The sequence below is a fragment of the Pseudomonas benzenivorans genome (genome assembly GCF_024397895.1).
GTDB lineage: Bacteria > Pseudomonadota > Gammaproteobacteria > Pseudomonadales > Pseudomonadaceae > Aquipseudomonas > Aquipseudomonas benzenivorans_A.
Window position 1 is genome coordinate 4,639,365 of sequence record NZ_CP073346.1, and the last position, 12,551, is coordinate 4,651,915.

Annotated in this window: 12 protein-coding genes and 1 pseudogene; 3 read left to right on the forward strand and 10 right to left on the reverse strand. The window is 63.8% G+C overall.

Going from position 1 to position 12,551, the window contains the following annotated elements; translation table 11 throughout:
• Nucleotides 1-13: 13 nt before the first annotated feature.
• Genes alc through puuE form a run of 3 tightly spaced genes read right to left on the reverse strand, consistent with a single transcriptional unit; the run spans nt 14 to nt 2,502 of the window.
• On the reverse strand, nt 14-1,009 hold the full coding sequence (gene alc / locus KDW96_RS21550) for an allantoicase (protein ID WP_255838250.1): 996 nt from the start codon (nt 1,007-1,009) through the stop codon (nt 14-16).
• A 48-nt stretch (nt 1,010-1,057) separates the two neighbouring features.
• A complete protein-coding gene (uraD, locus tag KDW96_RS21555) occupies nt 1,058-1,573 on the reverse strand; it encodes a 2-oxo-4-hydroxy-4-carboxy-5-ureidoimidazoline decarboxylase (RefSeq protein ID WP_255838251.1) in 516 nt (171 codons plus the stop codon).
• The gene (puuE, locus tag KDW96_RS21560) at nt 1,570-2,502 is read right to left on the reverse strand and encodes an allantoinase PuuE (protein WP_255838252.1); all 933 of its coding nucleotides are present in this window, start codon (nt 2,500-2,502) and stop codon (nt 1,570-1,572) included. Before puuE ends, uraD begins: the two co-directional genes overlap by 4 nt.
• Before the next feature lie 420 nt (nt 2,503-2,922).
• On the opposite strand from puuE, the gene uraH reads away from it, so the two are divergent.
• Together uraH and KDW96_RS21570 are read left to right on the forward strand one after the other, a co-directional pair.
• Complete coding sequence (gene uraH / locus KDW96_RS21565; RefSeq protein WP_255838253.1) at nt 2,923-3,276, forward strand: hydroxyisourate hydrolase; 354 nt, start codon at nt 2,923-2,925, stop codon at nt 3,274-3,276.
• A 138-nt stretch (nt 3,277-3,414) separates the two neighbouring features.
• Entirely contained in the window at nt 3,415-4,377 is a 963-nt protein-coding gene (locus tag KDW96_RS21570; protein ID WP_255837515.1) for an IS1595 family transposase, read from the forward strand.
• Nucleotides 4,378-4,510: 133 nt separating this feature from the next.
• Here KDW96_RS21570 and KDW96_RS22350 read toward each other — a convergent pair whose 3' ends face one another.
• The 4 genes and pseudogenes from KDW96_RS22350 to KDW96_RS21585 all read right to left on the reverse strand — a co-directional run bounded on the left by KDW96_RS22350 (nt 4,511) and on the right by KDW96_RS21585 (nt 8,699).
• Complete coding sequence (locus KDW96_RS22350) at nt 4,511-5,278, reverse strand: methyl-accepting chemotaxis protein (protein ID WP_370295473.1); 768 nt, start codon at nt 5,276-5,278, stop codon at nt 4,511-4,513.
• A 135-nt stretch (nt 5,279-5,413) separates the two neighbouring features.
• Nucleotides 5,414-6,457: pseudogene (locus KDW96_RS22355) on the reverse strand (cache domain-containing protein); the annotation flags it as partial.
• 196 nt (nt 6,458-6,653) lie between these two features.
• Nucleotides 6,654-7,280, reverse strand: coding sequence for a LysE family translocator (locus KDW96_RS21580; RefSeq protein WP_255838255.1), 627 nt, complete (start codon nt 7,278-7,280; stop codon nt 6,654-6,656).
• A gap of 69 nt (nt 7,281-7,349) precedes the next feature.
• The gene (locus tag KDW96_RS21585) at nt 7,350-8,699 is read right to left on the reverse strand and encodes an NCS2 family permease (RefSeq protein ID WP_255838256.1); all 1,350 of its coding nucleotides are present in this window, start codon (nt 8,697-8,699) and stop codon (nt 7,350-7,352) included.
• 638 nt (nt 8,700-9,337) lie between these two features.
• Here KDW96_RS21585 and KDW96_RS21590 point away from each other — a divergent pair.
• Entirely contained in the window at nt 9,338-10,105 is a 768-nt protein-coding gene (locus tag KDW96_RS21590; protein ID WP_255838257.1) for a GntR family transcriptional regulator, read from the forward strand.
• Nucleotides 10,106-10,188: 83 nt separating this feature from the next.
• Here the strand turns inward: KDW96_RS21590 and guaD are convergent, their stop codons facing one another.
• From guaD to KDW96_RS21605, 3 genes are all read right to left on the reverse strand, one after another.
• Entirely contained in the window at nt 10,189-11,493 is a 1,305-nt protein-coding gene (gene guaD, locus KDW96_RS21595) for a guanine deaminase (RefSeq protein ID WP_255838258.1), read from the reverse strand.
• 64 nt (nt 11,494-11,557) lie between these two features.
• Nucleotides 11,558-12,406: a xanthine dehydrogenase accessory protein XdhC gene (gene xdhC / locus KDW96_RS21600; RefSeq protein ID WP_255838259.1), complete on the reverse strand. Its 849-nt coding sequence runs from the start codon at nt 12,404-12,406 to the stop codon at nt 11,558-11,560.
• Nucleotides 12,403-12,534 (reverse strand): hypothetical protein, encoded by a 132-nt coding sequence (locus tag KDW96_RS21605; protein WP_255838260.1) that lies wholly within the window; start codon nt 12,532-12,534, stop codon nt 12,403-12,405. The genes xdhC and KDW96_RS21605 overlap by 4 nt, the downstream gene beginning before the upstream one ends.
• Nucleotides 12,535-12,551: the final 17 nt, after the last annotated feature.

A 12,551-nucleotide genomic window follows, 5' to 3' on the forward strand; every position in this document is an offset into this window, starting at 1 on the left:
GGGGGCCAGGGGCTTACTTGCTGACTTTGCCGAACAGGCGCAGACGGCTGATGCCGCCGTCGGGGAGCACGTTCAGGCGTACATGGGTGATCGGGCCGAGGGCCTGGATCTGCTCGACGAACTCGTGCTCGGCGTGCATGGACAGTTTCTGGCTCGGCAGCAGCTCGCGCCAGAACAGACTCTGGGTTTCGATCTGGCTGTCGGTGCCGCCCTTGACGAAGGCGCCCTGGATCGAGCAGCTGTCCGGATAGTTGCCCTTGAAGTGCAGGGTGTCGACGACGATGCGCTCGATTTCGCCGGGATGGCCGAGGGCGACTATCACCCAGTCGTTGCCCGGGGTGCGGCGGCGCGCGGTCTCCCAACCATCGCCCATATTGATGCCGCGGCCCGGGTTGAGGATGTTGCTCATGCGGCCGAAGTGCTCATCGGAGCAAGCCAGGGCGCGTCCGCCATTCAGCGCGGCGGCCAGGTCGACCTGCTCGTTGTCGCCGACCGAGGACCAGTCGCGGAACGGCACGCCATAGACGCGCAGACGGGCGACGCCGCCATCGGGGTAGATGTTGAAGCGCAGGTGGGTGAAGGCCTGGGCGTTGGCGATCTCGTGGTAGTGGTGGTTGTTGCCCTGCAGCTCCACCGCCGGCAGCACCTCGGTCCACTCGGTGGCGTCGGTCGGGTCGCCCTCGGCGACGAAGCAGCCTTCCAGGGAGGCGGACGGCGGGAAGTTGCCGGTGAAGAAGCTGGTGTCGATGTCCACGCCCTTGATCGAGCCGGGCACGCCCAGGCGGATCACCGCGCTGTCATAGCCTTCGAAGCGCTTGCGCCGCGATTCCCAGCCATCCATCCACTTGCCGTTGTCGTCGAACACGCCTTCCTTCCACACCGCGGGCGTCGGCTGGAACAGGCGGTTGACGTCGGCGAACCAGTCGTCGGTGACCGAGATGGCCTTGGTGCCGAGGCGGGCGTCGGCGAGGTTGACGTATTTCTCGAAGGGTACGGCGTAAGCTTTCATGGATGATCTGCCTTAACGGTTGGCGTGAATTGGGGGCGTTGCGCGCGGCTAGAGTTGCTGCAGGCGGAACAGCGCGATCTTGTTGATCTCGGCCAGGGCGCGGGTGAACTCCTGCTCCGGCGAGTTGTGGATGCGCTCCTCGAAGGCCGCCAGGATCTGATGCCGATCGCTGCCCTTGACCGCCATGATGAAGGGGAAGCCGAACTTCGCCTTGTAGGCGTCGTTCAATTCGGTGAAGCGGGCAAACTCTTCGGCGGTGCACTGGTTGATCCCGGCGCCGGCCTGTTCGGAGGTGCTGGAGGCGGTCAGCTCGCCGCGTACCGCAGCCTTGCCGGCCAGATCCGGGTGAGCGTTGATCAGGGCCAGCTGGGCTTCGCGGCTGGCGCTGAGCAGCAGGTCGGCCATGCGCTGATGCAGTCCGTCGACTTCGTCGAGGCCGCTGTCCAGGCCCAGGTCGTAGGCCTGTTCGGCCACCCAGGGCGAGTGTTCATAGATGTCGGCGAAGGCTTGGACGAAGTCCGCGCGCGAGAGTTGCGACGGCGTCAGGGTCTGAAAGCGGCTCATTGTGCGCGCTCCTCTTTGAACGGGTGGGCGGCGTGCCAGTGACGGGCGATGTCGACGCGGCGAGCGAACCAGACCTTGTCATGGCCCTTGACGTAGTCGATGAAGCGCGCCAGCGCGGCCATGCGCGCCGGCCGGCCGAGCAGGCGGCAATGCATGCCGATGGACAGCATCTTCGGTGCGCCTTCGGCCCCTTCGGCGTAGAGCACGTCGAAGGCGTCCTTCAGGTACTTGAAGAAGTCGTCGCCGGTATTGAAACCCTGCACCTGGGTGAAACGCATGTCGTTGGTGTCCAGGGTATAGGGGATCACCAGGTGGGGATTGGCCGCGGTGCTGGCCGGGTCCCAGTAGGGCAGGTCGTCGTCATAGGTGTCGGAGTCATAGAGGAAGCCACCTTCCTCGCGGACGATGCGCCGGGTATTGGGGCCGGTGCGTCCGGTGTACCAGCCCAGCGGCCGCTCACCGGTCAGATCGGTGAGGATGCGAATGGCTTCGAGCATGTGCTCGCGCTCCTGGGCCTCGTCCATGTACTGGTAATCGATCCAGCGGTAGCCATGGCTGCAGATCTCATGGCCGGCTGCAGCCATGGCCTTGATCACGTCCGGATGGCGCTGGGCGGCCAGGGCCACGGCGAAGATGGTCAGCGGAATGGCGTGCTTGTCGAACAGCTTGAGCAGGCGCCAGACACCGGCGCGGCTGCCGTACTCGTAGAGCGACTCCATGCTCATGTTGCGCTCGCCTTGCAGCGGCTGTGCAGCCACCATCTCGGAGAGGAAGGCCTCGGACTCCTTGTCGCCGTGCAGCACGTTGCGCTCGCCGCCTTCCTCGTAGTTGAGCACGAACGACAGGGCGATCCGGGCATCGCCCGGCCAATGCGGATGCGGAGGGTTGTTGGCGTAACCGATCAGGTCGCGTGGGTAGTCGGCACTCACTGCAGTCTTCCTTCTTGGCGATGTGGCGGTCTCTGCGTAGCCCATGGGTTTCACGGCTACGCAACCGTGATGGAGTAATTGTATACAAAGATGTTGGATTTTTGTAAATACAAAATTTGACTCGTTCTTTTCCTCCGGCCGTGGGAAGTCTTTCCGTACTGCCAGGCCAGGCGTCCACAAGCGGTCGATGACTGATTTCAGTGTGCTGCCCATGGTGCCGCAGGCGGCGGCCCGGCGCGGGATGGGTAGCGAGGATTATTGTGTACAATAAGCACTAAAAACTGTTCCATATTTAGTTTTCCGTGCTATGCTCCGCCCAGGTCAAGGTCGCTCGAGTCCGTGCGATCCGGTGATTTTCGACAAGAGTAGAGGAGGTGTGGCGTCCAGGTGGCCTGCGGCCGCTGCGGATGCCCAGAACCAATGGGACGATTGACGACACATGTTCTGGATGCGGCGCACGGCTGCCCCGGCAGCGCGCTGAAGATCGAGTTGTACCGCGTCGAAGGCGAGCAGCTTGAGCTGCTCACCAGTGTGCAGACCAACCATGATGGCCGCTGCGACGCGCCGATTCTGCAGGGCGAGGATTTCCGCAGTGGCGTCTATCAACTGCATTTCCATGCCGGCGACTACTACCGTGGGCGCGGCGTGGCGCTGCCCAGTCCCGCATTTCTCGATGTGGTGGTGCTGCGCTTCGGCATCGATGCCGACCAGGATCACTACCACGTGCCGCTGCTCATCTCGCCTTACAGCTACTCCACCTACCGCGGAAGCTGAAAGCAATGCTTGTCACCCTCTGACTCTTAGCACGAGTCGTTAGCCCGCACCTAGCGGGCTTTTTTATGGCTATGTACCAACGATGTGTTGCGAGTACTAATCTAAACGGCAGAGTTCCAATCAGGAGGTCTGCCGATTATGGATACTCAAGCCTTTCACCACTGGCTGGCTCAACTGAGCCAACTCAGCGCCCATCAGAAATCTACGCTTCATCAGGCACTGCGGAACCCGCCGGCGACAGAAGTGCTCGATTGCCTGCCGGCGCTGCAGCGTTGCCCGCATTGCCAGACCAATGCGAATCAGCTTGCGCCCTGGGGTTGGTCGCGCAGTCTGCGCCGCTATCGTTGCCGTAGTTGTCGACGGACTTGCACCGCGCGCTCAGCAACAGGCCTTGCCCGCCTGCACTACCCCGAACGCTGGAAAGACTACGCCCAGGCACTGATTGACGGGCTTAGCGTGCGCAAGGCGGCCCAGGCATGCGGCATCAGCAAAAACACCGCTTTCCTCTGGAGGCACCGCTTCCTGGCTGCAGCGGCTGAGCATCACGCCACGCATGAGGCAGGGATTGTCGAAGTGGATGAGACGTTCTTTCTGGAGTCCTTCAAGGGCCAGAGGCAGTTGCCTCGGCCGCCCCGTAAACGAGGTGGGGTGAGCGTGACCCGCGGCACGGGTAAAGACCAGATCCCGGTGATGGTGGTGCGCGACCGGGAGGGCCACACCGCTGACTTCAAGTTGGCCAAGCTCGATGCCAATCATGTGCGAGAGGCGTTGATGCCGCTGATCGACCGGGAGGCCGTGCTCTGCAGTGACGGGGCGGCAGTCTATGCCAGCTTTGCCCGGGCACAGGGCATCACCCATCAGGTCGTGCATGCCCGCCCCGGCCAGCGAGTGCGCCAAGGCGCTTTCCATATTCAGAACGTCAACGCCTACCACAGCCGCTTGAAGAGCTGGATGACCCGCTTTCACGGCGTGGCCACCCGCTACCTCCCGAATTACCTGGGCTGGCGCCGCATGCTAGAGCGCTATCAGCGGAATATTCGGCCGGCTCACTGCATTCAGGAGGCGGTAGGCAGAACCCTGCAACACGCTATTGGTACATAGCCTTTTTTATGGGCGAGCGGGGCTGGCGAGGCGACTGGGCCAGAGACGCAAAGGCCGGCTGCGATGCCGGCCTTCTTGCCTGTTTCGAAAGGTTTGCACGAATCCGCTACCGGTCTCGCGCAATCCTGGTGCCTCAGGTGCGGAAGCGCTGAACCAGGCGGTTGAGCTCCTCGGACAGGCCGGACAGGTCCTGGGAGTCGTTGCGTGCCGACTCCGCCAGGCCGGCCACCAGCTGGGCGTCGCCGTGAATGCGCGTGATGTGCCGGTTGATGTCTTCGGCCACCTGGTGCTGCTCCTCGGCGGCGGTGGCGATCTGCGCATTCATGTCACGGATGACATCGACCGACTCGCGGATCAGGCCGAAGCTCGAGCTGGCCTCGTTGATGCTGGCAACGGTGCGCTGCGACACCTCGAGGCTGGCGTGCATCTGCTTGGCCATCTCGCGGGTGCGTTGCGCCAGGCCGCTGAGCAGGCCATCGATCTCCGAGGTCGAGTCGGCGGTGCGCTTGGCCAGGGCACGGACTTCATCCGCGACCACGGCGAAGCCGCGACCCTGTTCCCCGGCGCGAGCCGCTTCGATGGCGGCGTTCAGGGCCAGCAGGTTGGTCTGCTCGGCGATCGAGCGGATGGTGCCGAGAATCGACTGGATGTTGTGGTTGTCCTGCTCCAGCTGCTGCATCGCGGCGGCCGACTGGGAGATCTCCCGGCTCAGCTGCTCGACACTGTTCACCGCGGCGTCGATTTGCTGCTGGCCGACGTGCGCCTGCTGTTGGCCGCTGTCGGCGGACTCGGCGGCCTGGCTGCAGGAGCGGGCCACTTCGTTGGCGGTGGCGACCATCTCGTGGAACGCGGTGGAAACCATGTCCACCGATTCGCGCTGGCGTCCGGCCGCCTCGGCCATGTCGGCGGAAACCTGGGCGGAGGTGCCGGAACTCTGGTGAATTTGCCGCGCGGCCTGGCCGATGTTGAGGATCAGTTGGCGAATGCTGGCGAGGAACTGGTTGAACCAGCCGGCCAGTTGCGCGGTTTCGTCCTGGCCGTTGACGGTCAGCGAGTGGGTCAGGTCGCCTTCGCCCTGGGCGATGCCTTCCAGGCCCGAGGCCACGGCGCGGATGGGGCTGACGATCAGGCTGGCGAAGCTGGCGCCGACGAAGGCAAACAGCAAGGCCAGCAGTGCGGCCATGCCTGCGATGATCCAGGTCAGCTGGGTGACGCTGCTCATCACGTCGTCCTGGCGAATCAGGCCGATGAAGCGCCAGCCCAGGCGCTCCGAGGTCCAGACGTTGGCCATGTAGCGCACGCCGTCTAGCTCGACTTCGACCAGGCCCTGGTCGGCCTGCGCCAGCTCGCTGTAACCGGCGCCCAGGTCACCGAGCTTCTTGAAGTTGTGTTCCGGCTGGCTCGGGTCCACCAGCACGGTGCCGTTGTTTTCCATCAGCATCAGGTAGCCGCTTTCGCCCAGCTTGATGCCCTTGACGATATCGGTCAGCTGATTGAGCGACACATCGATGCTGAGTACGCCACCCGGGTTGCCCAGGCCGTTGGCCACGGTGCGCACGCTGGCCACCAGCGTCGCGTTGTCGTTGGCCCAGTAGTAGGCGTCGGTGCGCACGGTCTTGCCCTGGCCGCTGATGCCGGCCTGGTACCAGGGCCGCGGACGCGGGTCGTAATTGCTCAGGGTGGTGTCGTTGGGCCAGCTGACATAGCCGCCATCGACGGTCGCGGTGGTGATATAGGCATAGGCCGGGTGGCTGGCCGCGACGTCGGCGAACAGCGCCAGGAGCTTCTCGCCGTACTCGCCCAACGGAGCCTGGGCGGCATTGGCGTCCATGTACTTCTTGATGTTGCCATCGACCCCGGTGACCAGGGGGTGCTTGGCCAGGTAGTCGACGTTCTGGCTGATGCCGTCGAAGAACAGCTGCATGGCGTTCTCCACCTGGCGAATCTCGCGGGAGCTGCTGTCGACGAATTCGTCGCGGGCATCGCTGCGCAGGTTGAGGATCACCAGGCTGGCGACCAGCATGATTGGCACACAGGCGATGATCGCAAAGGCCCAGGTCAGTTTTTGTTTGATGTTCATAGGGGGTCCCTGCTCGATAGGCAACGCGGTCGGGTGGAGGCGGTTGCCATTCTGTCGGCTGGGCAGGATCAAGCTTTATCGAATGCGACCGCTATTGTCGCAAGCGCGCGCGGACGGTCGCATTTGCGACACTTTTCGGGTGATCCGGGATGGGCCACGGCCGAGCCGTGCCGCGGGGCGCCAGCGCCCGGCACCGTCAGCGGCTTAGCAGGGAGGCGGTAGCGGCACTGGCGAACAGCCCGGCACTGACCCGGTTGAACCAGACCTGGCCCTTGCCCGAGCGCAGGTAGCGCGCGGCGCCGTGGGCACTGAGTCCGTAGAACAGCTTGCAGCCAAGGTCCAGCACGGCCCAGGTGATGATCAGCACCAGCAGCTGGCTGAGGATCGCCTGCTCGGCGCTGATGAACTGGGGCAGGAAGGCGGCGAAGAAGAGGATGTCCTTGGGGTTGCTGGCGCCCAGGCCGAAAGCCTTCCAGAACATGCTGCGGAAGCTCGGATTGACTGGCTGCTCCTGGGCTTTGGCCGGCGTGGCGGCCTGGCGCGACTGCTGCCAGCTCTGCCAGGCGAGGAAGAACAGGTACAGGGCACCGATCAGCTTGAGCAGCGTGAACAGGCGTTCCGACGCCAGCAGCAGGGCGCCCAGGCCCAATGCCGAGGCGCTGAGCAGGCAGATCGAGGCCGAGACCCCGCCGAGGAATGCCGGCAGGGAACGACGCAGGCCATAGTTCAGGCTGTTGCTGACCATCAGCAGGGACAAGGGGCCGGGGATCAGAATCACGATCAGTGCGGCGCTTGCGAACAGCAACCAGGTTTCCAGACTCATTGCACAGGCTCCACAAGTGGCAAGGCCCCGGTGCTTGCGCGCCGGGGCCGGGTGCGGTTCAGGCCAACCTTACAGGAAGGCGAACTTGGCGATAAAGATGATGCACAGCACGTAGAGGCTGACTGAAACCTTGTCGCGCTGGCCGGTCAGCAACTTCAGCGTGGCATAGGTCAGGAAGCCCAGGGCGATGCCGTTGGCGATGGAAAAGGTCAGCGGCATCATGACCACGGTGACGATGGCCGGGATGGTGTCGGTGAGGTCTTCCCAGTCGATGTGCGCCATGCCGCTCATCATCAGCATCGCCACATAGATCAACGCACCGGCGGTGGCATAGGCCGGAATCATCCCGGCCAGCGGGGCGAAGAACATGGCGGCGAGAAACAGCACGCCGACGGTCACCGCGGTGAGGCCGGTGCGGCCGCCGGCGGCCACGCCCGAAGCGCTTTCCACGTAGCTGGTCACCGGCGGGCAGCCGACCATGGAGCCGATCACGCTGGAGGTACTGTCGGCCTTGAGGGCCTTGGACAGGTTCTGGATCTTGCCGTCCTCATCCACCAGATTGGCGCGGTGGGCGACGCCCATCAGGGTGCCGGCGGTGTCGAACATATTGACGAACAGGAACGCCAGGATGACGCTGACCATGGTCACGTTGAAGGCGCCGGCGATGTCCATGGCCAGGAAGGTCGGGGCCAGGCTCGGCGGCATCGACACCAGACCGTTGTATTCGACCAGGCCCAGGCCCCAGCCGATGGCGGTGACGCCAAGCATGCTGAAGAGGATGGCGCCGAACACGTTGCGGTGGCTGAGCACGGCGATCAACAGGAAGCAGACCGCGGCCAGCAGTGCCGAAGGCTCGCCGAAGGAGCCCATGGTCAGCAGGGTGGCGGGGCTGTCGACGACGATGCCGGCGGTCTTCAGGCCGATCAGCCCGAGAAACAGACCGACCCCCGCGCCCATGGCGAAGCGCAGGCTCATGGGGATGCTGTTGAGCAGCCATTCACGGATGCGCGACAGGCTCATGATCATGAACAGGATGCCGGAAATGAACACCGCGCCCAGGGCGACCTGCCAGCTGTAGCCCATTTCGCCGACCACGGTATAGGTGAAGAAGGCATTGAGCCCCATGCCCGGCGCCAGACCAACCGGCCAGTTGGCGTACAGGCCCATCAGGAAGCAGCCCAAGGCCGCGCCGATGCAAGTGGCGACAAATGCCGCACCGTGGTCGACACCGGCGTTGGCCATGATGTTGGGGTTGACGAAAATGATGTAGGCCATGGTGACGAAGGTCGTCAGGCCGGCCAACAGCTCGGTTTTGATACTGGTGCGATGCTCGGTCAGCTTGAAGAAGCGGTCGAGTAGGCCAGGGTTCGCCAGCCTTTGGGTGTGAGTCGCAAGTTGTTCTTGTTTAGCGCTTTCCACAGCAGGTACTCCTCATCTCTCTTGTTGTGTACCACCCAGAGCATGGGCGCGACAGGCTTTGGCTCTCTGAGGCAGGTGGTGCGTTTGGGGGTGCTCGCTGGCTTAGTTGTTGACCGAGCGGTCAGGAAGTCACCCAGTCGCGATTATGCGTTTGTATACAAAAAAAGCAAATAATGTTTTTGCTGTTTCTGTAATCGAGCCGATGGCTTCCGCGCGGGTGGGCGTGGCGCTTTTCTGTGATGACGAGGTGCTGTGAATAGTTAAAAAAACTAGTAATAACAATGTGATAGAGATAGATCTTGGGCTTCTGGCCGAACTGCTGAGCGCGGTCGGCTGAGGACGAAGTGCAGCGGAGACGGGGCGGTTTCTAATCGAATGGCGACGAAAAGAATGCTTCTTATAAGAAATGGATTTAGCGAAATCCGGGCGGGGTGGCTCGAATCGATCCTTCCGAGCGTCATCAGTCCGGCGCTATGGGCAAGACCCCTGGCGGTGTGAAAGCTGTGTGGGCTGGTTAAGTTGTGTACAATGCCGGCATTGCCGTCCTGTGACTTTCACCCCGCAGATGCTTGCCAGATATGGGGGGAAACGCAGTAGAGTTCCCGGTACCGGCCGACCCTCCTTAGACGCGAGTCAGAATGAACGAACAATTGCAGCCCCTTAAGAAGCAGCCGCGCGCGGGCAAGAGCAGCCGCAGCGGGACTCAGGACGACGTCGTTTACGCCCATATCTTCGATGCCATCCTCGAACAGCGGCTTGCGCCCGGCACCAAGCTGAGCGAAGAGGCCCTGGGCGAGATTTTCGGCGTCAGCCGCACCATTATCCGGCGTGCCTTGTCGCGCCTGGCCCACGAGGGCGTGGTGCTGTTGCGGCCGAATCGTGGCGCGGTGGTGGCCAGTCCAAGCGTCGAGGAAGCCCGGCAGATTTTCTACGCCCGGCGCATGGTCGAGCGCGCCATCACCGAACTGGCGGTGCAGCACGCTACCGCCGAGCAGCTGGCCGAGTTGCGCCAGATGGTCGAGGATGAACACGCAAGCTTCGCCCGGGGTGATCGCGGCGCCGGAATCCGCCTGTCTGGCGAGTTCCACCTGAAGCTGGCCGAGGCGGCGAAGAATGCTCCGCTGATCAGCTTCCAGCGCAGCCTGGTGTCGCAGACTTCGTTGATCATCGCCCAGTACGAGAGTGGCAGCCGGTCGCACTGCTCCTACGACGAGCACAACCAGCTGATCGATGCCATCGAGGCCCGCGATGCGGCCAAGGCCGTCAGCCTGATGATGCACCACATGGACCATATCGACGGCAAGCTCAACCTCGACGAGGAGAGCGCCTCGGACGATCTGCACGCGGTGTTCTCGCACGTACTGCAGACCAAGAAGAAGCCTGGGCGAAACGGCGCCAGTCGCTGATCGCCCGGCCCCCAAAAGCCCCGCTGCTCGCGCAGCGGGGCCTTTTTTATGCCGTTCTGCTCGGCCCGAGGGCCGCGGGCGCTTCAGTCGCGGCGGTGCACGGACTGGCCGGCTGCGAAGGTTTCCCTCACCGCACGGTCGTCGCCGAGGATGGTCAGGGCGAACAGTTTCTCGGCCAGAGTCTTGGCCTGCTGCATGCGGTAGGCGATCAGGGGAGTGGCCTGATAGTCGAGCACCACGAAGTCGGCGTCTTTGCCGCTTTCGAAGTTGCCGATCTTGTCGTCCAGGTACAGGGCGTTGGCGCCCCCCAGGGTGGCCAGGTACAGCGACTTGAACGGATCGAGCTTCTTGCCCTGCAACTGCATCACCTTGTAGGCCTCGCTCAAGGATTGCAGTTGGCTGAAGCTGGTGCCGGCACCGACGTCGGTGCCCAGGCCGACGCGCACGCCATGCTGTTCCAGGGCCTGCAGGTCGAGCAGGCCGCTGCCCAGGAACAGGTTGGAGGTGGGGCAGAAGGCCACGGCGGAGCCGGTCTCGGCCAGGCGTTTGCATTCCTCGTCACACAGGTGCACGCCGTGGGCGAACACTGAGCGCGCGCCGATCAGCTGGTAGTGGTCGTACACGTCCAGGTAGCCCTTGCGCTCGGGAAACAGCTCCTTGACCCATTCGATTTCCTTGCGGTTCTCGGACAGGTGGGTGTGCATGTACAGGCCCGGGTATTCGCGATACAGCTTGCCGGCCAGCGCCAGCTGCTCCGGCGTGCTGGTCGGGGCGAAGCGCGGGGTCACCGCGTAGTGCAGGCGGCCCTTGCCGTGCCAGCGCTCGATCAGCTCCTTGCTGTCGGCATAGCCGGACTCCGGGGTATCGGTCAGGTAATCCGGGGCGTTGCGATCCATCAGCACCTTGCCGGCGATCATGCGCAGGTTCAGCGCCTGGGCCGATTCGAAGAAGGCATCCACCGACTGCTTGTGCACGCTGCCGAACACCAGGGCGGTGGTGGTGCCGTTGCGCAGCAGTTCCTTGAGGAAGATGCCGGCGACGTCGCTGGCGTGGGCCTTGTCGGCGAACTGCTGCTCGGTGGGGAAGGTGTAGGTGTTCAGCCAGTCCAGCAACTGCTCGCCGTAGGAGGCGATCATGCCGGTCTGCGGATAGTGGATGTGGGTGTCGATGAAGCCCGGCGTGATCAGCGCGTTGCGATACTCGACCACCTCCACGGCCTTGTGCTTGGGCAGCAGGTCGGCCGCATGGCCGAGCTGAACCACCTGGCCGTCCTCGACCAGCAGCAGGCCGTCTTCGAAATATTCGTAGGATGCTTCGACGCCGACCACCGCCGGGTCGGCAAGGCTGTGCAGGATGGCGGCGCGGTAGGCTTTCAGGTTCGTGCTCATGAGGTTCTCGGGACAATCCTTGGGCGCGGCACCGCGGGCGCGGAGCGACGCCGATATTGAATGATCAGGCTTGGTTTCTGCGGGAGCTGGGCAGCAGCCGGGTCACCGGTTCGGCTTTCTTGCGTTGTTCGCTGCGCTTGTGCTCGCCGAAGGTGGCGTTGTAGGTGGCTATCACCTCGCCGGCGATGGACACGGCGATTTCCACCGGCAGCTTGCCCTTGACCTCGGCCAGGCCCATGGGGCAGCGCATGCGCTGCACCACGTCGGCGGCGAAACCGCGGTCGCGCAGGCGGTGTTCGAACTTGGCGCGCTTGCTCTTGGAGCCGATCAGGCCGTAGTAGGCGAAGTCGTTGCGCGCCAGAATGGCGGCGGTCAGTTCCAGGTCGAGCTGATGGTTGTGGGTCATGACGATGTAGTAGCTGCCGGGCGGCATGCTGTCGACTTCGTCGACCACCTCGTCATTGACCACTTTCTCAACGCCTGGGGGAATCTGCGCGGGAAACTCGTTCTCCCGCGAGTCGATCCAGCGCACCCGGCAGGGCAGGCTGGCGAGCAGTGGCACCAGGGCGCGACCGACATGGCCGGCACCGAACACGGCGATCTGCGCCTGTGGCTGGCCCATGGGCTCGAACAGCAGGACGGTGGCCCCGCCGCAGCACTGGCCGAGACTGGCGCCGAGGCTGAAGCGCTCCAGGCGGGTGTCCTGGCTGCGGTTTTCGAGCATGTCGCGGGCCAGTTCCATCGCCTTGTATTCCAGGTGGCCGCCGCCGATGGTCTCGAAGATCCGCTCGGCGGTGACGACCATCTTCGAGCCGGCGTTGCGCGGAGTCGAGCCACGCTCCTCGATGATGGTCACCAGCACGCAAGGTTCGCCTTGCTGCTGCAGTTCGGCCAGGGCGCTGATCCAGCTCATTTGCTCAGTCTCCAGGTCGGCGGCAGTTGCCCCGGGCGCGGCAGGCGCCAGTTGCTCGGCGAGGGTTCCAGCAGCGGAACCGGCGCCGGTCGTGCCGGTTGGGTTTTCGCTTCGGTGTGTTTTGTCATTGTTCTACACCTGTTTG

Bases quoted from the DNA above. Each gene is read 5' to 3' on its own strand.
- alc (WP_255838250.1), bottom strand. From the start codon at position 1,009: ATGAAAGCTTACGCCGTACCCTTCGAGAAATACGTCAACCTCGCCGAC.
- uraD (WP_255838251.1), bottom strand. From the start codon at position 1,573: ATGAGCCGCTTTCAGACCCTGACGCCGTCGCAACTCTCGCGCGCGGAC.
- uraH (WP_255838253.1), top strand. From the start codon at position 2,923: ATGGGACGATTGACGACACATGTTCTGGATGCGGCGCACGGCTGCCCC.
- KDW96_RS21570 (WP_255837515.1), top strand. From the start codon at position 3,415: ATGGATACTCAAGCCTTTCACCACTGGCTGGCTCAACTGAGCCAACTC.
- KDW96_RS22350 (WP_370295473.1), bottom strand. From the start codon at position 5,278: ATGGCCGAGGCGGCCGGACGCCAGCGCGAATCGGTGGACATGGTTTCC.
- KDW96_RS21580 (WP_255838255.1), bottom strand. From the start codon at position 7,280: ATGAGTCTGGAAACCTGGTTGCTGTTCGCAAGCGCCGCACTGATCGTG.
- KDW96_RS21590 (WP_255838257.1), top strand. From the start codon at position 9,338: ATGAACGAACAATTGCAGCCCCTTAAGAAGCAGCCGCGCGCGGGCAAG.
- guaD (WP_255838258.1), bottom strand. From the start codon at position 11,493: ATGAGCACGAACCTGAAAGCCTACCGCGCCGCCATCCTGCACAGCCTT.
- xdhC (WP_255838259.1), bottom strand. From the start codon at position 12,406: ATGAGCTGGATCAGCGCCCTGGCCGAACTGCAGCAGCAAGGCGAACCT.
- KDW96_RS21605 (WP_255838260.1), bottom strand. From the start codon at position 12,534: ATGACAAAACACACCGAAGCGAAAACCCAACCGGCACGACCGGCGCCG.